We start from the raw sequence: 19,075 nt of genomic DNA, 5'->3' as shown, positions 1-19,075 counted from the left end.
TCAGAGCCGGAAGGTCTGAAGGTGCTCGATGCGTTCCGCGAGCCCCTCTTGCCCGAGGTAGTGCCCGTGCGTGCCGTCCTGCATCTGCGCGAGCGTGGTCTCCAGTTCGAGCAGCATCGCATCGCGCTCCGCAACGAATGCGGGCGCCACATCGATGCCCGCCTGCGCGCAGGCATCAGCGATCAGGTGCGCGCTTGCGGGCGCGCCGCACGCCGCGCACTTGACGATGGCCGTCACGTTGGGCTCCGCGCCGTTGGCAAGCAACGCGCTCGTGAGTTCGGGAGCGATCTGCCCGTCGATGTTGCGCAGGGCGTCGGCCGCCACCGGCGCGCCTGCGCGCACCAGCGCTGCTGCGGCGGCGAAGGCGCCGTGCCCCACCGCGACGTCGGTCGCGAGCGCGCTGCCCTGATGCGGCCCGTCGAAGCCCACGCCCGAGGCGGCGAGTTCGGCGACCAGCCCGGCATCGTCGGCCGCGATCGCATGGCGCAGGGCCACGCGCGCGATCGACGGATGGTGGCGCAGCGTGCCTTCGGCCAGCGGCGTGTGCCAGTCGACCACGGCGTGGCAATAGAAGGTCACCAGCTTGTCCATCAGGTCGAGGTCGAGCCCGTGGTCCTGGTGGCGGTCGTCGAGGTAGCCGAGCAGCGTCTGCCCCGAGAAGTAGTCGCTCGTGGGTGCCAGCGGGTCTTCGTCGAGCTGCAGCGCCGCGAATGCGCCGCGCAGGTCGGGCGCGATGGTGTTCACGCTGTCTTCATGCAGCGCGTGCGTCCAGGCCGGTGGCAGGCCCTTCTTCCACGCGACGATCTGCCCGTGCCCGGCACCGGGTTCGACCACCGCGTAGACGCGGTCGGTGTACTCGAAGCCGCCGAAGGGCAGGTGTGTGAGCTTGCCGCTCGATGGCTTGCCGCCGTCCTCGGCGGCTTCCTTGGCCAGTTCCAGTTCGTGCTCGATCCAGCCCTGCAGGTCGTGGTAGCCGTCGCTGCCGTTCCAGAACAGCTCGTTCCAGCTGATGGCTTCGAGGTTGCCGTTCATCTCGAGCGACAGGTCGTAGTCGAGCCGCCCGCCCGCCGTCTGCTGCCACAGCGCGAGCAGCGCTTCGGGAATGGGGCCTGCGCACAGGGCCTGCACGGCGTCGATCTGCTGCGGCGGCATTGGCGGCTGCGCGTCGAAGATCACGCGGTCGGCGAACAGCACGACGCCATGTTCGCGCAGGGTGGAGAGCTCGTCGGGTGTGAACCTGATGTCGTGCATGGCGGGGGCCTCCGTTGTTTTCAAAACTGTAGCGCTTTGCGCCGACGGAACAATCAGGTCCACCCCAGCTTCATGAGGGCGTTTGCGTGGTACCCGTCCAGTCGATGCGGTCGAAAAGCCTCATCAGCCGGGCCTTGCGCGTCGGGCTGAACTGGCCGATCCATGCGATGTGGCCCAGCAGGTGACCGCGAAAGTCGGCCGCCTTCGCGCGGTTCTGGCCGGCGGGGCCGTCGAGCGCGCAGCGATGCAGCACGGCCTTGAGCCGGTCGAAGTCTTCGCGCGGCGCGTTGGCCTTGTCGTTGACGACCACGCCGGTCACGCGCTGCTGGCGGTGCTGCGGCATGCAGCGCACTTTGCGCGGGTGCAGCTCGAAGCCCTCGTCGGCCGCGATGCCGTCGACCCAGGCGCGCAAGGCGGTGAACCGCGCGCGCAGCGAGGCCGGCCCGGAGAACACCAGGTCGTCGGCATAGCGCGTGTAGGTGGCGCCGAAGACCCACGCCAGGCCTTCGAGCCGCAGGTCGAGCCGGAATGCGCAGAGGTTGGCCAGCGCGGGCGAGCAGGGCGAGCCCTGGGGCAGGTGCGGCGCGGCGAGGCGCTTGGCGCCCATCCAGTCGAGCCCGCCGTCGTCGCGCAGCCGCTCGATCACGGCGGCATCGGTGCGGTGCGTGCACAGTGCGGTGAGGGCGCGCGCCACGCCTTCGGGGTAGCCCAGCGTGCGCCACGTGGCATGCACGCGCGAGGCGCGAACGGCGGGGAAGAAGTCGCGCAGGTCGAATCCGATCACGACCTCCTTGCCGGCGTGGGCGGCCGCGTGGCTCGCGACCGAGCGGCCCGGCACGAAGCCGTGCGCCGCTTCATGCACGGGCACGTGCTGCAGAAGGTCGTCGAGGATGCGGCGCTGCGCGCGCTTCAGGCCGGCCTTGGGAATCTCGAGCAGGCGCAGGCCGCCGAGGAGCTTGGGCTGCAATTGGTAGCGGTAGTGCGATGAGAGCTGCACGCCGGGATCGCTGGGTGCGCGAAAAGCCTGTGCCGGCGATGTGAGCCAGGCCAGCCGGTCCGCGTCGAGCTCCAGCCACTGCGCGAGGTCGGCGAGCGTCGGGATGTTCGGCAGCGCGAAATGGTCCAGCCCCATCGGGCGGGGGAACATCTCCGCAGGCCGGAGGATGATTCGCCGCACGCGTGGCTCCTCGTCCTGCTCGAAGGCCGCATCGAACTCAGGCATTTCATGGATCGCCTTCGCCAGCGTGGGCAGGTCGGTGCGCCGCCAAGTGGCTCGCGACCGGTTGCCGAGCGCTTCCGCCAGCGGCTTCAGCCAGGGCGCGTCGGCGCCCAGCGTTGCCGCAGCCCGCGCACGTAACGCACCGGGCGCGGTGCCGCCGGGTTGCCTCGCATCGGCAAGCAATGCGCGCGCTAGGCTTTGGGCGATCCATTCGCTGTAGCTCAGTTCACGCGTCATGAATGAAGATGGCGAGGCCTGTGAAGGTGGGTGGCAACCAGCCCTTCAACCAGCCGGTGATGCGCTAGCTGGGCTGCGCGGTAGCGCAGGTCCGCTCACGCGCCGGAATGTGTGGCCATCCATCCACCACGGGGTTCCCCCGCAGTACAAGACCAGGCGACGAATCGCAGAGCCTTGTCGAGTCTTGAAGTGCTGGTGCCGCGCGGATTGTAGGAGCCAACTTCGCGCGCGGCCTCGCGGGCTACAGGTCGGTGCGCAGCTTCCAGATTTCCGGAAACAGCACCACGTCGAGCATCTTGCGCAGGTAGCTAACGCCGCCCGTGCCGCCGGTGCCGCGCTTGAATCCGATCACGCGCTCGACCGTCGTCACGTGGCGGAAGCGCCATAGGCGGAACGCGTCTTCCAGGTCGGTGAGCTTTTCGCCGAGCTGGTACAGGTCCCAGTGATCGTGCGGATTGCGGTAGACCGTGAGCCACGCCGCTTCGACACCATCGCTCGATTCGTAGGGCTGTGTCCAGTCGCGTTCCAGCCGGTCGGCGGGCACCGGCAGGCCGTGGCGTGCCAGCAGGCGCAGCGACTCGTCGTACAGCGAAGGCGCGCGATAGGCCGCTTCGACCTGCGCCAGCAGATCGGCGCGGTGCGCATGCGGCTTGAGCATGGCGGCGTTCTTGTTGCCGAGCGCGAATTCGATGCACCGGTACTGCGCACTCTGGAAGCCGCTGGAGTTCGCGAGGTAGGGGCGCATCGCCGTGTACTCGGGCGGCGTCATGGTCGAGAGCACGGTCCATGCGCTTACCAGCTGTTCCATGATGCGGCTCACGCGCGCGAGCATCTTGAATGCGTCGGCCAGCTTCTCTTCGGCGATGTGGGCGGTGGCGGCGCGCAGCTCGTGCAGCATCAGCTTCATCCAGAGCTCGCTGGTCTGGTGCTGCACGATGAACAGCATTTCGTCGTGCGCGGGCGAAAGCGGATGCTGCGCGTTGAGGATCTCGTCGAGGTGCAGGTAGTCGCCGTAGCTCATGGACTTGCTGAAGTCCAGCTGCGCTTTTTCCTCGTGGACGATGTTCTCGGGGGACTTGTCGGTGCTCATGATGTTTGCTGGCGGGTCATCGCCAGACCACGGCGGTATAGGAAGGAAGGCCCATGCCGGACTCCTTCTTCGGATAGACGAAGCGCACGACCTCGTTCTTGCGCTTGTATTCCTGGTAGGTCTCGCCGCCGGGAATGCGGCCCTTCTCGCCCGGCTTGTAGCCGGTGTCGCGTGCCTCCTTCACGAGGCGCTCGAAGGCGGCCTTGTCGGTCAGCGAGAGCTGCACGCCGTCCTCGCTGCGGCGGCTTTCCACGTAGGTGGACTTCATCAGGTGCGTGGTCTGGCCGTCGACGAACTTCTCGTACTCGATCATGCTGACCTCGTCGGTCACGGTCTTGTCGGCATACGAGAAGCCCTGGCTCTTGATCTGCTGGCGAAAGGCGTCGGGCGTCAGTTCGGCGAAGGCCTTCAGTTGCGGCAGCGTGAACGCCGGTTGCTGTGCAAGGGCGGGTGCCGCCAGCATCAGCAAGGCGGTGTACAGAATGATCAGTCGGGATTTCATGGCTGGCTTCGTCTCAGGTTACGGCGTTCTTGCGGTTGAACTCTTCGCGCTTCCACTCGCCCGTCTCCAGCACCTGCGCCAGGTGCTCGACCGAGTTCCACACGTCCTCGAAGCTCAGGTACAGCGGCGTGAAACCGAAGCGCAGGATGTCGGGCATCTGCGAGTCGCCGGCGCGGTAGTCGCCGATCACGCCGCGCGCGATCAGCGCTTGCACGATGGCGTAGGCGCCTTCTTCGCGGCTCAGGCAGACCTGGGAGCCGCGCAGTGCGTGGTCGCGCGGGGTGACGAGCGAGAGGCCTTGACTGGCGCAGCGCTCTTCGACCAGTGCGATGAACAGGTCGGTGAGCGCGAGCGACTTGGTGCGCAGCGCGGCCATCGCGCCGTTCGTGCCGTTGAAGGCTTCGGCCGCGAGCACGGTGTCGAGCCCGCATTCGAGCCCGGCCAGCGCGATGATCGGCTGCGTGCCGCAGAGGTAGCGGCCGACACCCGGGGCAGGCCGGTAGTGCGGCGTGAACTCGAAGGGCGCCGCATGGCCCCACCAGCCGGACAGCGGCTGCTCGAACTGGCCCGCGTGCTTCGTGTTCACCCACGCGAACGCCGGCGCGCCGGGGCCGCCGTTCAGGTACTTGTAGCCGCAGCCGATGGCGTAGTCGGCTTCGCTGTCGTTGAGCGCGACCGGCACGGCGCCCGCACTGTGCGCGAGGTCCCACACCGTGAGCGCGCCCACGGCGTGGGCGGCGGCGGTGACGGACTTCATGTCGTGCATGGCGCCGGTGCGGTAGTTGACGTGCGTGAGCATCAGCACGGCCACTTCGTCGGTCAATACGCCGGGCAATTCGCTCGCGTCGATCAGCTTCAGCGTGAAGCCGCGCTCGCGGCACAGCGATTCGGCGATGTACAGGTCGGTCGGGAAGTTGCTGCGCTCGCTGATCACCAGCTTGCGACCGCTGTCCTTCTGTTGCGAGAGTGCCGCGAACAGCACCTTGTAGAGGTTGACCGAGGTGCTGTCGGTGCACACCACTTCGCCGGGCGCTGCGCCGATCAGTCGTGCCACCTTGTCGCCCAGGCGTTGCGGCAGGTTGAACCAGCTCGCGGTGTTCCACGAGCGGATCAGGCCTTCGCCCCATTCCTTCGTCACCACCTCAGCGATGCGTGCCGGTGCGGCCTTGGGCATCACGCCGAGCGAGTTGCCGTCGAGGTACAGCACGTCCTCGGGAATGGTGAATTGGTCGCGCAAGGCGCGCAGCGGGTCTTGCGCGTCGAGCGCGCGGCAGTCTGCAAGGGTCGTCATGGTGGAGTTTTCAGCGGGGGAGTTCGCGCAGCACGGCGCGAACGGGGGAGGCATCGGCGCTGACCAGCTTGAGCGGCAGCGCGATGAGTTCGTAGTCGCCCTCGGGCACGTCGTCGAGCACGAGGTTCTCGAGCACGCGCAGGTCGAGGCGGCGAATGCGTTGGTGGCTTTCCAGCGTCTTGCTGTCGGCCGGGTCGATGCTGGCGGTGTCGATGCCGATGAGCTTCACGCCCATGGCCGCGAGGCGCTCGACGGTGGCGGGGGCGTAGGCCGCAAGCTGCGGGTCCCACTGGCCGACCGGCATGGTGGTGTAGGTGCGCACCAGCACGCGCGGGGGCAGGGTGCTGTCGACGGCGTGGGCGATGTGATCCCACTCGACGAGCGGGCCCTTGTCGATCGCGTGGATCACGCGGCAGGGGCCGAGAAAGGGCGCGAGGTCGACGTTGCCGATGGTCTGGCCCTCGGGGTCGTAGTGCAGCGGCGCATCGGCGTGCGCGCCGACGTGGGGCGAGAGCTTGATCTCGCTGACATTCACCGGGCAGTCCGGTGAAATGGTCGCCGCCCAGCGCTGCTGGTAGGGCGTGTCGCCGGGAAAGACCGGCGCGCCTTCATGCACGGGCGGCGAGATGTCCCAGATGCGTTGCTGATGTGATGGAGCCATGGCGCGAAGTTAGCGCCGGGCGAGGGGTCGTGGTGTCGGTTATTTCCAACACCGAACGTGACGAGTTGAACGGATCAGTGCAACGACGACAGCGCCGGCAACCCGTGCCGTGCCCGGGCCCGCTCGCAGGCGTCGCTGCCGGCCTGCAGCTCGTGGCACGGGTTGGGGCGCCATTCGTAGATGCCGCAGCCCACGGACTGGCCGATCTTGCCGGTGAGCGCGGCGCAGCGCATGGGCGTGTGGTCGGTGCCGCGCATGCGGCAGATGGCGTCGTTCACCTCGACGGCGAGGCCCGAGGGCACCTTGCCGCCGTTGTCGTCGAGCTCATGCACGCTGAAGTCGACGCGATAGCTGGCGCAGCAGGCGCCGCATTGCTGGCAATCGGACATGCGGCTGCGCCTTGTGCTTCAGGGAGTCAGAGCCTGCCGAGGAGCAGGAACTCCATCAGCGCCTTTTGTGCGTGCAGGCGGTTCTCTGCCTCGTCCCACACCACCGACTGCGGTCCGTCGATGACTTCGGCCTGCACTTCTTCGCCGCGGTGGGCAGGCAGGCAGTGCATGAACAGGGCGCCGGGCTGGGCGATGCGCATCATGTCCTCGTCGACGCACCAGTCGGCAAAGGCCTTGCGGCGCGCCTCGTTCTCGGCCTCGTAGCCCATGCTGGTCCAGACGTCGGTGGTCACGAGGTCGGCGCCGCGGCAGGCTTCCATCGGGTCCTTGAAGACCTTGTAGCTGTCGCCCGAGCGGATGCCGGCGATCGACTGGTCCACCTCGTAGCCGCTGGGCGTGCTCACGTGCACCGTGAAGCCCAGGATCTCGGCCGCCTGCAGCCAGGTGTTGGCCATGTTGTTGCCGTCGCCCACCCACGCCACCGTCTTGCCCTGGATGGAGCCGCGGTGCTCGATGTAGGTGAAGATGTCCGCGAGGATCTGGCAGGGGTGGAACTCGTTGGTCAGCCCGTTGATGACCGGCACCCGCGAGTGCGCGGCAAAGGTGTCGATCTTGGTCTGCTCGTAGGTGCGGATCATCACGATGTCGACCATGCGGCTGATGACCTTGGCGCTGTCCTCGATGGGCTCGGCGCGTCCGAGCTGGCTGTCGCCGGTGGTCAGGTGGACCACGCTGCCGCCGAGCTGATACATGCCGGCCTCGAAGCTCACGCGGGTGCGCGTGCTGGCCTTCTCGAAGATCATGGCCAGCGTGCGGTCGACCAGCGGCTGGTGCTTTTCGTAGGTCTTGAACTTCTTCTTGATGATCGCCATGCGATCGAAGAGGTAGGCGTACTCGTCGGCCGTGAAGTCCGAGAACTGCAGGTAGTGCCGGATGGCGGCGGGTGCGGTCGTCGTGGCGGTCGTCATTGGGCGGCAGGCTCCGACAGGAAGTTTTTGACGATGGGCGCGAGGATGGCAACGATCTCGTCGGCCTCGGCAATGCTCAGGATGAGCGGCGGCACGAGGCGGATCACCTTGTCGGCCGTCACGCTCAGCAGCAGGCCGGCGTCGCAGGCGCGGTTCAGGATCACGCCGCAGGGACGGTCGAGCTCGATGCCCAGCATCAGGCCCTGGCCGCGGATTTCCTTCACGCCGGGCAGGCCGCCGATTTCGCGCTCCAGCGCGACCTTGAGGTGGGCGCCGACGGTGGCGGCGTTTTCGAGCAGCTTGTGCTCTTCCATGATGCGGATGGTTTCGATGCCGGCGCGCATGGCGAGCGGGTTGCCGCCGAAAGTGGTGCCGTGGTTGCCCGGGCCGAAGATGTTGGCGGCCTTGGGGCCGGCCACCACGGCGCCGATCGGCACGCCCGAGCCCAGGCCCTTGGCCAGCGGCATCACATCAGGCTTGATGCCCGCCCATTGGTGGGCGAACCACTTGCCGGTGCGGCCCATGCCGCACTGCACTTCGTCGATCATCATGAGCCAGTCGCGCTCGTCGCAGAGTTGGCGCACCTGCTTGAGGTATTCGACGCGCATCGGGTGGATGCCGCCTTCGCCCTGGATGGTTTCGAAGAACACGGCGACCACGTTGGGGTTGCCTTCGGTGGCCTTCTTCAGCGCCTCGATGTCGTTCAGCGGCACGCGGATGAAGCCCTCGACCAGCGGGCCGAAGCCGGCCTGCACCTTGGGATTGCCGGTGGCCGAGAGGGTGGCGATGCTGCGGCCGTGGAAGGCGGCTTCGTAGACGACGATTTCGGGGCGCTCGATGCCCTTGTCGTGGCCGAACTTGCGCGCCAGCTTCAGGGCGGCTTCGTTGGCTTCGAGGCCGGTGCAGCAGAAAAACGCGTTGGTGAGGCCCGAAATCTCGGTCAGCTTGGTGGCGAGCTGTTCCTGGCCGGTCACGTGGTAGTAGTTGGAGCTGTGGATCAGCTTGGTCAGCTGGTCCTGCAGGGCGGGCACCAGCTCGGGGTGGTTGTGGCCCAGCGTGTTCACGGCAATGCCGCCGAGGCCGTCGATGTAGGCCTTGCCCGTGGTGTCCCAGACTCGGCAACCCTGACCGTGCGACAGTGCGATCGGCAGGCGACCGTAAGTGTTCATGACGTGGGGCGAGGTGGGCTGGGCGGTAGCGCTCATTCGGGTTCTCCAGATAGGGAAGGCGGATTCTAGGCGTGCCGTTTGACGGCTTCGTTGAGGATTCCGCATTACAGCAATGCCCCATGTTCAGGATGCAAAAAGTGCCGCGGATAGAATCGCTTGCTGCACCGCAGCACCCGCTCCGGTCGCCTCATTCAACGATGATTTCCCCCACTGCCAAAGAAATCTTCATCCAGGGCATCACCAAGGATGGCCGGACATTCCGCCCCAGCGATTGGGCCGAGCGTCTGGCCGGCGTGATGTGCTCTTTTCGCCCCGGCGGCGCCTATCCGGGCAGCCACCTGAGCTACTCGCCCTGGTGCATTCCGACGACCATCAACGGCGTGAAGTGCGTGATCGTGAACCGCGAGCTGCGCGATGCCGAGCCGATGGCCTGGGATTTCTGCGTGAACTTCGCGAGAGACAACGACCTGCAGGTGGCCGAGGCCTGTCTGGTGCCCGACACGCCCATCCCCCCCAAGAAGGCCTGAGCGGCCTTTTTTCTTGCCCGTCGCGCTGGGGCGCAAATCGAACGGGCATGAAAAAACCGCCCGAAGGCGGTTTTTCACTTTGCTGCAGCGCACCCCGATCAAACGGCGGACTGGAGGATTCCGGTCCGGGCTTGCCTGACAGGTGTCAGGCGGCGGCCTTTTCAGGCGCGAGGGCGAGCGCCTTGACCTTGGCCGACAGGCGGCTCTTGTCGCGGGCTGCCTTGTTCTTGTGGAAGATGCCCTTGTCGGCGACGGTGTCGACGATGCTCTGGGCCTTCGCGAACAGTTCGCTTGCCTTGGTCTTGTCGCCAGCCAGAACAGCCTTTTCGACGTTCTTGACAGCGGTACGGTATTTGGAGCGCAGCGAGGTGTTCGCAGCGTTGAGCTTGGTGTCCTGGCGGACGCGCTTACGGCCGGAGGCGAGGCGCGGGTTCTTCTTCTTGGGCTTGGCGGATGCCATATTTAATGTTCCTTAGGTGTCTGAGGATGATGCAGCAAAGCCCTCCATTATAGGCCGGGTTGGCCCTTTTGCCCAATTCGCGCCCGAATCGGCCCGTTTCGGCACCTTCGCGGGCCCTACACTCGGCCCCCGTGTCCCTGCTCAAATCCGCCTCCACCGTCTCCCTGCTGACTCTCGCTTCGCGGATCACGGGCCTTGTGCGCGACGTGCTGTTTGCCTCGGTTTTCGGCGTCAGCGCGCTGACCGACGCCTTCAACGTCGCATTTCGCATTCCCAACCTGTTCCGTCGGGTCTTCGGCGAAGGCGCCTTCAGCCAGGCCTTCGTGCCGGTGCTGGCCGCGCGCAAGGCCGAAGACGGGGAAGAGGGCGCCCGGCAGTTGATCGACCATGTCGCCACGCTGCTCACCTGGACGCTGCTGGTCGTGTGCGTGGCCGGCGTGGCCGGCGCGCCGCTGCTGGTCTGGGCCATGGCGAGCGGACTGCCCGGCTTCGACCCGGCCGTGATCATGACGCGCTGGATGTTCCCGTACATCGGCTTCATGTCGCTGGTGGCGCTGGCGGGCGGCATTCTCAACACCTGGCGCAAGTTCGCGGTGCCGGCGGCGTCGCCGGTGTTGCTCAACATTGCGCTGATTTTGGCGATCGTGGTCGGGGCGCCGCTGTTCCGCCGCTGGGGCATCGAGCCGATCTATGCGCAGTGCGTGGGCGTGCTGGTGGGCGGTGTGCTGCAGCTGGCGCTACAGATTCCGGCGCTGCGCAAGCTCGGGCTGATGCCGCGTGTCGGCGCGAGCTTCCGGGCGCTGCGGACCGCATGGACCGACCCTGCCACGCGCAAGGTGCTCAAGCTGATGCTGCCCGCGCTGCTGGGCGTGAGCGTGGCGCAGATCTCGCTGCTCATCAACACGCAGATCGCCTCGCACCTCGCGGTGGGCAGCGTGACCTGGATCACCAACGCCGACCGGCTGATGGAATTCCCCACCGCCATGCTCGGCGTGGCGCTCGGCGTGGTGCTGATGCCGCAGCTGGCCGGCGCCCGCGCCGCCAAGGACGACGCGCGCTATTCGTCGCTGCTCGACTGGGGCCTGCGCCTCGTCGTGCTGCTTTCGGCGCCTTGCGCCATCGCGCTGCTGCTGTTTGCCAAGCCGCTGGTGGCGGTGCTCTTCCACAACGGCGCGTACACCGGCGAGGATGTGGGCCGCACGACCCTGGCGCTGATGGGCTACGGCGTTGGGCTGGTCGGCATCGTGGCCGTGAAGGTGCTCGCGCCCGGCTACTACGCCAAGCACGACACGCGCACGCCGATGCTCATTGCCGTGGGCGTGCTGGTGCTGACGCAGGTGCTCAATATCTTCCTGGTGCCGGTGCTGCAGCACGCGGCGCTGACCCTGACCATCGCCATCGGCGCGCTGGTCAATTCGACCTGGCTGCTTGTCGGCCTGATGCGCCGCGGCAGCTACAAGCCCGAACCGGGTTGGGGCAAGTTCGCGCTGCAGGTGCTGGCGGGCACGCTGGTGCTGGCCGGCCTGCTGTTCTGGGGCTCGGGCCATTTCGACTGGGTCGGCCTGCGCGAGCAGCGCCTGCTGCGCATCGGCCTGCTCGCCGCGCTGATCGCCGGCTCGGCGCTGCTCTATTTCGCCGTGCTGGCGGCCGTCGGCGTGCGGTTGCGCAGCTTCCTGCGCCGCTGAAGCCCGCGCGCAGGGCGTTGGCAATACGCACGTGTCCCGCCTTGACGCTCCCTGAATGCTCCTCTACAAAGACACATGACGTTCAGCTTTCAGGTTCCTACCGCACTGGAGTATTTCGAATCGCTGGTTCGCAGCGACGATCAATTTCCGTTGCTCGAAGCTGCCGCCAGCCTGGCGCAGGACGAATACCCCGATCTCGACGTTCAGCAGGTGCTTGGCGATGTAGACCAGCTCCTGGCCCGCCTGAAGCGCCGCCTGCCGGCCGACGCCGCACCGCTGGCCCGCCTGCGCGCCCTGAACCAGTTCTTCTTCAATGACCTGAGCTTCGGCGGCAACGTCAACGACTACTACGACCCCGACAACAGCTACCTGAACGCCGTGCTGCGCACCCGCCGCGGCATTCCGATCTCGCTGGCCGTGCTGTGGATGGAACTGGCGCAGGGCCTGGGCCTGCAGGCACGCGGCATCGGGTTTCCGGGGCATTTCATGCTCAAGGTGACGCTGCCCAAGGGGCAGGTGGTGATCGATCCTTTCACCGGCAAGTCGCTGTCGCGCGAGGAACTCGGCGAGCGGCTCGAACCCTACAAGCGCAGCAATGGCCTGGTCGGCGATTTCGACGTGCCGCTGGGCCTGTACCTGCAGCCCGCAAGCCCGCGCGAAATCATCGCGCGCATGCTGCGCAACCTGAAGGAAGTGCACCACGCGCAGGAAGACTGGCAGCGCGTCATCGCCGTGCAGGACCGCCTGATCGCCCTGCTGCCCAGTGCCTGGGGCGAGTACCGCGACCGCGGCATCGCGCACGCCGAGCAGGGCAACACGGCGCAGGCCGTGCGCGACCTGGAAACCTATCTGGGGAAGGCCGAGGACGCCCTCGACATCGACGCGATCGCCGAGCGCGTCGCCATGTTGCGCCGAATGGCTAGCTGAAATGAACACCAAGGCCGGTGTGAGCCCGGCGCCCGACCTGGGCACCCTGCATGAATTCCACGGCGTGCAGCCGGTGCTGCCGGTGTCGGACGTGTCGCGCGCCGCGCGCTGGTTTCGCGACGTGCTGGGCTTCGAGCTCGACTTCATCGCGGGGGAGCCGCCCAGCTACGCCCGGGTGAAGAAGGGCGACCGCAGCTACGGCGACCCGGTCTACCTGAGGCTGTGGCAATGCAACTCGCGCGAGGCCAAGCCCTGGCGCGGCGAAATCGTGATCCACGTGGGCAAGGACATCGACGGCCTGCACGCCGCCTACGTGAAGCGCGGCGTGACGGTCATCGAGCCGCCGACCTCCCAACCCTGGGGACTGCGCGAATTCGCGATCCGGGAGCCCGACGGCCACGTGCTGCGCTTCTGCGGCTACCTGCCCTGAAGCCTCGATTTCAGAAACACAAAATTACAAATAGATCGATGCGATCGTGTCGATCCGTCTTCCGCTCGTCCGACGTGTGAACAGGAGCAGGCAAATTTCATTCGTCAGCCGCTCCCAGTCTCATCAACCTTCAGGAGAAACGACATGCGATTCATGATTCTGGTCAAGGCCAACGCCGATTCCGAAGCCGGCGTGATGCCCAGCACCGAAATACTCACCGCCATGGGCAAGTTCAACGAGGAACTGGTCAAGGCCGGCGTGCTGCTGGCGGGCGAAGGCCTGCACCCCAGCTCCAAGGGCGTGCGCGTGCGCTGCGAAGGCCCGACCAAGCGCACCGTCATCGACGGCCCCTTCGCTGAAACCAAGGAGCTGCTGGCTGGTTTCTGGCTGTTCCAGGTCAAGTCAAAGGAAGAAGCCATCGAGTGGATCAAGCGCAGCCCCTTCCAGGAAGGCGAGATCGAGATCCGCCAGGTGTTCGAGGCCGCCGACTTCGGCGATTCGATGACTCCCGAGCTGCTCGCCCAGGAAGACCGCCTGCGCGCCGAGACCGAGGCCCGTGCCAAGGCCGGCAGCTGAAGCAGCCGCAACCGAATCGAACCCAAGGAGATCCACCATGCGATTCATGCTGCTGATGATTCCCCACGGCTACGAAACCGCCGCGCCCGGCACCATCCCCGAAGACGTCGATGCGGTGTCGGCCATGATGGCCTACAACGAATCGATGCAGAAAGCCGGCGTGCTGATCAGCTGCGACGGCCTGCATCCGCCCTCGATGGGCGCGCGCGTGAGCTTCAAGGACAAGAAGCCCAAGATCGTCGACGGCCCCTTCGCCGAGGCCAAGGAAGTGCTCGGCGGCTTCTGGGTCATCGACGTGCCCTCGCGCGCCGCCGCCATCGAATGGGCTGCCCGCTGCCCCGGCTCCGACAACGAAGTCATCGAGGTGCGCCAGATCCAGGAAATCGGCGACTACCCGCCCGACGTGCAGGCGCTGACCAGCGAGTTCGCGTCGATGCAGACGGTCAAGAAGACCGAGCCGTAAAGCAGTGATCAGGGAAGAGGGCCGCGCGGACGTCGCCGCCATCCACCGCACCATCGAGGCGGTGTGGCGCATGGAGTCCGCGAAGATCATCGCCACCGTCGCGCGCATGGTGCGCGACGTGGGCCTGGCTGAAGAGCTGGCCCAGGACGCGCTGGTCTCGGCGCTTGAGCAATGGAGCGAATCCGGCGTGCCCGACAACCCCGCGGCCTGGCTCACGGCAGTGGCCAAACGCCGCGCGCTCGACCGCCTGCGCCACCTGCAGCTGGCCGAACACAAGGCCGGCGAAATCGGCCGCGAAATCGACGCGCAGCATGAGATGGCACAAGACGATTTCTCCGAGGCGGTCGATGCCGCGCTGGACGACGACATCGGCGACGACCTGCTGCGGCTGGTGTTCACCGCCTGCCACCCGGTGCTGTCGACCGAGGCCCGCGTGGCGCTCACGCTGCGGCTGATGGGCGGCCTCACCACCGATGAAATCGCGCGCGCCTTTCTCGTGCCCGAGGCCACCGTGGCGCAGCGCATCGTGCGCGCCAAGCGCACGCTGGCCGAGGCGCGCGTGCCCTTCGAGGTGCCGCGCCGGCACGAGCTCGAAGCCCGGCTCGCCTCGGTGCTCGAAGTGATCTACCTGATCTTCAATGAAGGCTACTCGGCCACCGCCGGCGACGACTGGATGCGCCCCACGCTGTGCGACGAGGCCCTGCGCCTGGGCCGCATCGTGGCCGAGCTGGTGCCGAAGGAGGCGGAGGTGCACGGCCTCGTGGCGCTGATGGAAATCCAGGCCTCGCGCACCGCCGCGCGCATGGGGCCTTCCGGCGAGCCGGTGCTGCTGCTCGAACAGAACCGCGCGCGCTGGGACCAGATGCTGATCCGTCGCGGCCTCGCGGCGCTCGCGCGTGCTGAAGCACTCGGCGGCGCGCTCGGCCCCTATGCGCTGCAGGCCGCCATCGCCGCCTGCCACGGCCGCGCGCGCACCGCCGACGAAACCGACTGGGGCCGCATTGCCGCGCTCTACGACGCGCTGGCCGAGCTCACGCCGTCGCCCATCGTCGAGCTCAACCGGGCGGTCGCGTTGTCGATGGCCTTCGGGCCGGCGACGGGGCTGGAGGTGGTCGATGCGCTCATGGACGAGCCCTCGCTCAAGGGCTACCACCTGCTGCCGACCGTGCGCGGCGATCTGCTCTTCAAGCTCGGCCGCCGCGACGAGGCGCGCAAGGAATTCGACCGCGCCGCGGCGCTCACGCGCAACACGCGCGAGCGGGCGCTGCTGCTCGCACGTGCGCGCGCCTGCCTCCTCGACGGCCCCGCCGGGTGAGCTGAGCGCCGGCTGAAGCTGCGCTGGCCCGCGCGGCCGGTGCCGGGAGAAAATGCGCGCCATGCTGCGCACCCCCTCCCTCCGCCTCCTGTGCGTTTCCTGCCTGGCCCTGCTGCCGGCCCTTTCGGCCCAGGCCCAGTTCGACCCCGCCAAGGCGTGGGTCGAGCCGCAGGCCATCGCCGCGCGTTTCCCCGATCCGCCGGTGAGTTACGCCACGCCGGGTTTTCGCGCCGGGCGCGCCGACTTTCCTTCGCATGCCGAGGTGCTGGCCTTCTTGAACGACCTTGCGCGCCAGTCGCCGAACGTTCGCGTCGAGCGCCTGGGCCTGACGCAGCAGGGACGTGAAATGCCGCTGGTGGTGCTGGCCGAGCAGGGACGAATCGATCCCGCACGGCCTACCGTGATGGTGATCGGCCAGCAGCACGGCAACGAGCCGGCCGGTGGCGAAGCGGTGTTGGCATTGGCGCAGCAGTTCGCCAGCGAGCCCGGCGCCGCGCTGCTGAAGAAGGTGAACCTGGTGCTGGTGCCGCGCGGCAACCCGGACGGCGCCGAGCGCTTCACCCGCGTCACGGCCAACGGCATCGACGTGAATCGCGACCACCTGCTGCTGCGTACGCCCGAGGCGCGCATGCTCGCGGCCGCCACCTTGCGCTACCAGCCGCAGGTGGTGCTCGACCTGCACGAGTTCACCGTCGGCGGCCGCTGGATCGAGAAGTTCGGCGCGGTCATGAAGTACGACGGCCTGCTGCAGCCTGCCACCGTGGGCAATCTCGACTCCGCCATCGCCGTGGGTGCGCAGCGCGACTACGTCGACGCCATCCAGTCCGCATTCACGCAGGCCGGCTTGCAGGGCTTCAAGTACCACACCACCTCCGGCGGCAAGAGCGAGGACCGCACCGTGTCGATGGGCGGCGTGCAGCCCGACACCGGCCGCAACGTGAGCGCGCTGCGCCAGGCCGTGAGCCTGCTGCTCGAAGTGCGCGGCGTGGGGCTCGGGCGTGCGCACTTTGCGCGCCGCGTGCACACGCAGGTATTGGCCGCCACCACCGTCATCGAGACGGCCGCGAAGCAGGGGCCGGCGCTGATGCAGCTCACCGCGCAGGCTGGCCAGCGCGCCAAGGCCGAGGCGTGCCATGGCGATCTGGTGGTCGAGGCCTGGCAGACGCCGACGCGGCAGCGCCTCGAATTCCTCGACGCGAAGACCGGGGAAGACAAGACCATCGACGTCGAATGGCGCGCCGCCGAGCCGCTCAAGATTGCCAACGCGCGCCCGCGCCCGTGCGGCTATCTGCTCGCGGCCAGCGAGACCACGGCCGTGCAGCGCCTGCAGATGCTGGGCGTGCGGGTAGAGCGCATCGACAGCGCGGCGCCCTGGCAGGTGGAGCGCTACGAGATCCTGTCGCAGACCGACGGCCAGCGGCAGGATGCGCGTGGTGCCATCGAGGACGGCGAGGCGATCCGCGCCTTCCGCGTGCGGCCGCGGGCCGGTCGCGCGGTGGTGCAGCCGGGGAGCTTCTACGTGTCGCTCGCGCAGCCGCTGTCGCCGCTGGTCAGCGCGGCGCTGGAGCCCGACTCGCAGAACAGCTATGCGGCCAACCGGCTGCTGGAGATCGGCGACGACAGGCTGCTGCGCGTGCCCGGGCCGGCGCCCGTCGGCGTCTGGCACTGAGCGTTTTCAGGCCTTGAAAGCAGAGCCCGCCTCCGAAGGCGAGCCCGGCAACCCGAACTGGTGCCACGCGCGGCGCAGTTGGGTGTCCGAGCCGAAGCCCGATTGCTCCGCCGCCCGCGTCACGCTCGCGCCCGAGGCCAGCGCGAGTTGCGCAGCTGCGAGCCGCAGCCGCCGCAGATAGGCCAGCGGCGCCACGCCCGCATGCTCGACGAACAGCCGCGTGAGATGCCGCGCCGAGGTGTGCCCCACCTCGGCCATGCGCGGCACGCTCCAGTCGGCCTGCGGCTGCTCGCTGACCGCGTCCTGCACGCGATGCAGCGCGGCATGCAGGTGGTTGCGGTAGGCGAGAAAGGGCGACAGCTCCGGGTCGTGCGGGCCGCGGCGCAGCGCCACCACCATGGTCTGCGCGACCTGCGCCGCGAGCGCTTCGCCGCACAGCCCGGCGATGCGGTGCAGGACCAGGTCGATGCCGGTCGTCACGCCCGCGCTGCTGTACAGCGGCGGATCGATCACGAACACGCGGTTGCTGACCACGTCGCAGCGCGGCTCCACGGCACGAAGTTCGTCGAGGTGCTGGTGGTGCGTGGTGGCGCGTCGGCCTGCCAGCGTACCGGCGTGCGCGGCCAGCACCGCGCCGGCGCAGATCGTCATCAGCTCCAGCCGGTCGCGTTCGAAGCGCAGGCCGCGCAGCCAGTGCAGCAGGTCTTGCGTCTCGGGGTTGTCGATGGCGATGGTGTCGCCGGGCAGGCCGACCAGCACGATCCAGCCGGGGCCGTCCCACTGCGTCGGCAAGGGCGAGAGCCCGGCCAGCGCGACGCCGACCGAGCCCATCGTCGTCGGCCGGGGGCTCGCGAACTCGATGGCAAAACGCTCGGGCTGGCCCATTGCGCACAGCCGCTGGTTGGCGATGCGCAGCGCCTCGGCCGGGCCGGCCCAGTCGAGCACGATGCTGCCGGGCAGGAGGACGAAGACTACGCGGATGGGTTGTGGCCGGGGTTGCGGGTCCATGCGTAGTCCATCTGGCGCGCGGTGCGCTCGGCCAGTTCGCGTCCGGCCAGCCGCTCGACGAGGTGCAGGCTCATGTCGATGCCGGCGCTGATGCCCGCGGAGCTGACGATGCGGCCGTTGTCGACCCAGCGCACGCCGTCGCGTACGTCGAGCGAAGGAAAGCGCTCGCGCAGGTCGGCGATGTCTTCCCAGTGGGTGGTGACGGTGTCGTTCGTGATCACGCCGCTTTCGGCCAGCAGGAAGGCGCCGGTGCAGACCGAGGCGACGACCTGCGCACCGGCTACGCTGTGGGCGATCCATCGCAGCGTGTCGGGGCTGGCCATCGGCGCGTCGATCACGCCGCCGGGAACGATCAGCACGTCGGCCTTCGGGCTGTCGGCCAGCGCGTGGTTGGCCAGCAGCTGCAGACCGGCGCGCGCCTGCACGGGCTGGCCGTGTGCAGCGTGGGCCACCGATGCGACATCGAACGGCGCCGCGGTGCCCGGCTGCATCCGCTGGCTGACCCGGCTCGCGGTGGTGAACACTTCGAAGGGGCCGGCGAAGTCCAGCGCTTCGACGCCGTCGAAGGCGAGGATGAGCACGCGCAAGCTCATGCCGCTCACGCCACGGCCCGTTCGAGCGCCTGCGCCACGGTGCAGACGGTGGCGAAACGGCCCTGCAGCACGGTGGCGGTGCGGGCCTTGATGTCGGCGGCCGAAAGCGGCTGCCCGTTCGGCTGCACCATGTCGAAGGTGAGCGTGGCGTCGGTCACGTAGTCGACCTCCCAGCCCAGGTCCGAGGCGTGGCGGGTTGTGGTTTCGCAGCACTGCTCGGTGCGGATGCCGCTCACGATCAGCCGGCCGATGCCGTTCTGCGTGAGCCAGATGTCCAGCCCGCTGTTGACCAGCGCGCTGTGGCGGTGCTTGGTGAAGGTGGCTGCTGCGGCAAAGTCGGCAAGCCCGCCGATGGGGCACACGTGGCCCGATTCGACGGCAAACGGGTTGCTCGCATCGGAGGGCTCGTCGGTGTGAAAGACCCGCACGATCGGCACGCCGGCGGCGGCGCAGCCTTCGATCAGCGCGTTCTGCGCGGCGAAGTAGGGAGTGGCCTGGCTCTCGGACCAGTACGCGCGCTGGCGGAACGATTCCTGGGCGTCGATCACAATCAGACAGGTTTTCATGGCGGGGCTCGCAGAGGCAAAGTGGATGATGCCGCCTATTCTTCTGCCTTGCCAGCCCGCAGTCCGCTCGTGGCCGGAC

The 19,075-nt window shown here is 68.0% G+C and carries 21 protein-coding genes; 8 read left to right on the top strand and 13 right to left on the bottom strand.

The features are described from left to right. From BLW48_RS00955 to BLW48_RS00915, 9 genes are all read right to left on the bottom strand, one after another. A complete protein-coding gene (locus BLW48_RS00955) occupies nt 1-1,251 on the bottom strand; it encodes an SMI1/KNR4 family protein (RefSeq protein WP_093172110.1) in 1,251 nt (416 codons plus the stop codon). Nucleotides 1,252-1,321: 70 nt separating this feature from the next. Then, nucleotides 1,322-2,707: a reverse transcriptase family protein gene (locus tag BLW48_RS00950; RefSeq protein ID WP_093172108.1), complete on the bottom strand. Its 1,386-nt coding sequence runs from the start codon at nt 2,705-2,707 to the stop codon at nt 1,322-1,324. A gap of 241 nt (nt 2,708-2,948) precedes the next feature. Continuing rightward, on the bottom strand, nt 2,949-3,797 hold the full coding sequence (gene kynA / locus BLW48_RS00945; protein ID WP_093075533.1) for a tryptophan 2,3-dioxygenase: 849 nt from the start codon (nt 3,795-3,797) through the stop codon (nt 2,949-2,951). A gap of 16 nt (nt 3,798-3,813) precedes the next feature. Beyond that, nucleotides 3,814-4,299 carry a hypothetical protein gene (locus BLW48_RS00940; protein WP_093049603.1) on the bottom strand — a complete coding sequence of 162 codons (486 nt, stop codon included), beginning with the start codon at nt 4,297-4,299 and terminating at the stop codon, nt 3,814-3,816. A 13-nt stretch (nt 4,300-4,312) separates the two neighbouring features. After that, entirely contained in the window at nt 4,313-5,590 is a 1,278-nt protein-coding gene (gene kynU, locus BLW48_RS00935) for a kynureninase (RefSeq protein WP_093172106.1), read from the bottom strand. A gap of 10 nt (nt 5,591-5,600) precedes the next feature. Then, a complete protein-coding gene (gene kynB / locus BLW48_RS00930; RefSeq protein WP_093172104.1) occupies nt 5,601-6,251 on the bottom strand; it encodes an arylformamidase in 651 nt (216 codons plus the stop codon). Between the two features lie 74 nt (nt 6,252-6,325). Beyond that, a complete protein-coding gene (locus BLW48_RS00925; RefSeq protein WP_093049612.1) occupies nt 6,326-6,640 on the bottom strand; it encodes a YkgJ family cysteine cluster protein in 315 nt (104 codons plus the stop codon). A 26-nt stretch (nt 6,641-6,666) separates the two neighbouring features. Continuing rightward, nucleotides 6,667-7,608, bottom strand: coding sequence for an ornithine carbamoyltransferase (gene argF, locus BLW48_RS00920; RefSeq protein WP_093049615.1), 942 nt, complete (start codon nt 7,606-7,608; stop codon nt 6,667-6,669). Next, on the bottom strand, nt 7,605-8,813 hold the full coding sequence (locus tag BLW48_RS00915; RefSeq protein WP_093172102.1) for an aspartate aminotransferase family protein: 1,209 nt from the start codon (nt 8,811-8,813) through the stop codon (nt 7,605-7,607). The genes argF and BLW48_RS00915 overlap by 4 nt, the downstream gene beginning before the upstream one ends. 161 nt (nt 8,814-8,974) lie before the next feature. Here BLW48_RS00915 and BLW48_RS00910 point away from each other — a divergent pair, with 161 nt between their 5' ends. Further along, the gene (locus tag BLW48_RS00910) at nt 8,975-9,304 is read left to right on the top strand and encodes a DUF3579 domain-containing protein (RefSeq protein WP_093049621.1); all 330 of its coding nucleotides are present in this window, start codon (nt 8,975-8,977) and stop codon (nt 9,302-9,304) included. Nucleotides 9,305-9,449: 145 nt separating this feature from the next. Here BLW48_RS00910 and rpsT read toward each other — a convergent pair whose 3' ends face one another. Continuing rightward, the gene (rpsT, locus tag BLW48_RS00905) at nt 9,450-9,764 is read right to left on the bottom strand and encodes a 30S ribosomal protein S20 (protein WP_007831346.1); all 315 of its coding nucleotides are present in this window, start codon (nt 9,762-9,764) and stop codon (nt 9,450-9,452) included. 131 nt (nt 9,765-9,895) lie between these two features. Here rpsT and murJ point away from each other — a divergent pair, with 131 nt between their 5' ends. The 7 genes from murJ (at nt 9,896) to BLW48_RS00870 (ending at nt 16,829) form a co-directional block, all read left to right on the top strand. Beyond that, nucleotides 9,896-11,449 (top strand): murein biosynthesis integral membrane protein MurJ, encoded by a 1,554-nt coding sequence (gene murJ, locus BLW48_RS00900; protein WP_093049624.1) that lies wholly within the window; start codon nt 9,896-9,898, stop codon nt 11,447-11,449. 75 nt (nt 11,450-11,524) lie between these two features. Next, nucleotides 11,525-12,376 carry a SirB1 family protein gene (locus BLW48_RS00895; RefSeq protein ID WP_093049627.1) on the top strand — a complete coding sequence of 284 codons (852 nt, stop codon included), beginning with the start codon at nt 11,525-11,527 and terminating at the stop codon, nt 12,374-12,376. Between the two features lies 1 nt (nt 12,377). After that, a complete protein-coding gene (locus BLW48_RS00890; protein ID WP_093049630.1) occupies nt 12,378-12,806 on the top strand; it encodes a bleomycin resistance protein in 429 nt (142 codons plus the stop codon). A 144-nt stretch (nt 12,807-12,950) separates the two neighbouring features. Next, nucleotides 12,951-13,382, top strand: a complete 432-nt coding sequence (locus BLW48_RS00885; RefSeq protein WP_093049633.1) for a YciI family protein — start codon at nt 12,951-12,953, stop codon at nt 13,380-13,382. Nucleotides 13,383-13,419: 37 nt separating this feature from the next. Next, nucleotides 13,420-13,845, top strand: a complete 426-nt coding sequence (locus tag BLW48_RS00880) for a YciI family protein (RefSeq protein ID WP_093049636.1) — start codon at nt 13,420-13,422, stop codon at nt 13,843-13,845. Between the two features lie 70 nt (nt 13,846-13,915). Continuing rightward, nucleotides 13,916-15,160: an RNA polymerase sigma factor gene (locus BLW48_RS00875; RefSeq protein WP_256330703.1), complete on the top strand. Its 1,245-nt coding sequence runs from the start codon at nt 13,916-13,918 to the stop codon at nt 15,158-15,160. Between the two features lie 61 nt (nt 15,161-15,221). Continuing rightward, on the top strand, nt 15,222-16,829 hold the full coding sequence (locus BLW48_RS00870) for a M14 family metallopeptidase (protein ID WP_143047710.1): 1,608 nt from the start codon (nt 15,222-15,224) through the stop codon (nt 16,827-16,829). 6 nt (nt 16,830-16,835) lie between these two features. On the opposite strand, the gene BLW48_RS00865 is transcribed toward BLW48_RS00870, so the two are convergent. The 3 genes from BLW48_RS00865 to BLW48_RS00855 are packed head-to-tail and all read right to left on the bottom strand — an operon-like array spanning nt 16,836 to nt 18,996. Next, nucleotides 16,836-17,837, bottom strand: coding sequence for a GlxA family transcriptional regulator (locus BLW48_RS00865; protein WP_093172096.1), 1,002 nt, complete (start codon nt 17,835-17,837; stop codon nt 16,836-16,838). Further along, complete coding sequence (locus tag BLW48_RS00860; protein WP_093172095.1) at nt 17,801-18,430, bottom strand: DJ-1/PfpI family protein; 630 nt, start codon at nt 18,428-18,430, stop codon at nt 17,801-17,803. The genes BLW48_RS00865 and BLW48_RS00860 overlap by 37 nt, the downstream gene beginning before the upstream one ends. A 5-nt stretch (nt 18,431-18,435) precedes the next feature. Further along, nucleotides 18,436-18,996 (bottom strand): cysteine hydrolase family protein, encoded by a 561-nt coding sequence (locus BLW48_RS00855; protein ID WP_093172093.1) that lies wholly within the window; start codon nt 18,994-18,996, stop codon nt 18,436-18,438. Nucleotides 18,997-19,075 lie beyond the last annotated feature (79 nt).

Origin of the sequence: Variovorax sp. YR266 (genome assembly GCF_900107295.1) — a bacterium.
In the GTDB taxonomy this organism is placed as follows: domain Bacteria; phylum Pseudomonadota; class Gammaproteobacteria; order Burkholderiales; family Burkholderiaceae_C; genus Variovorax.
This window is presented reverse-complemented; position numbering and strand designations above follow the sequence as displayed.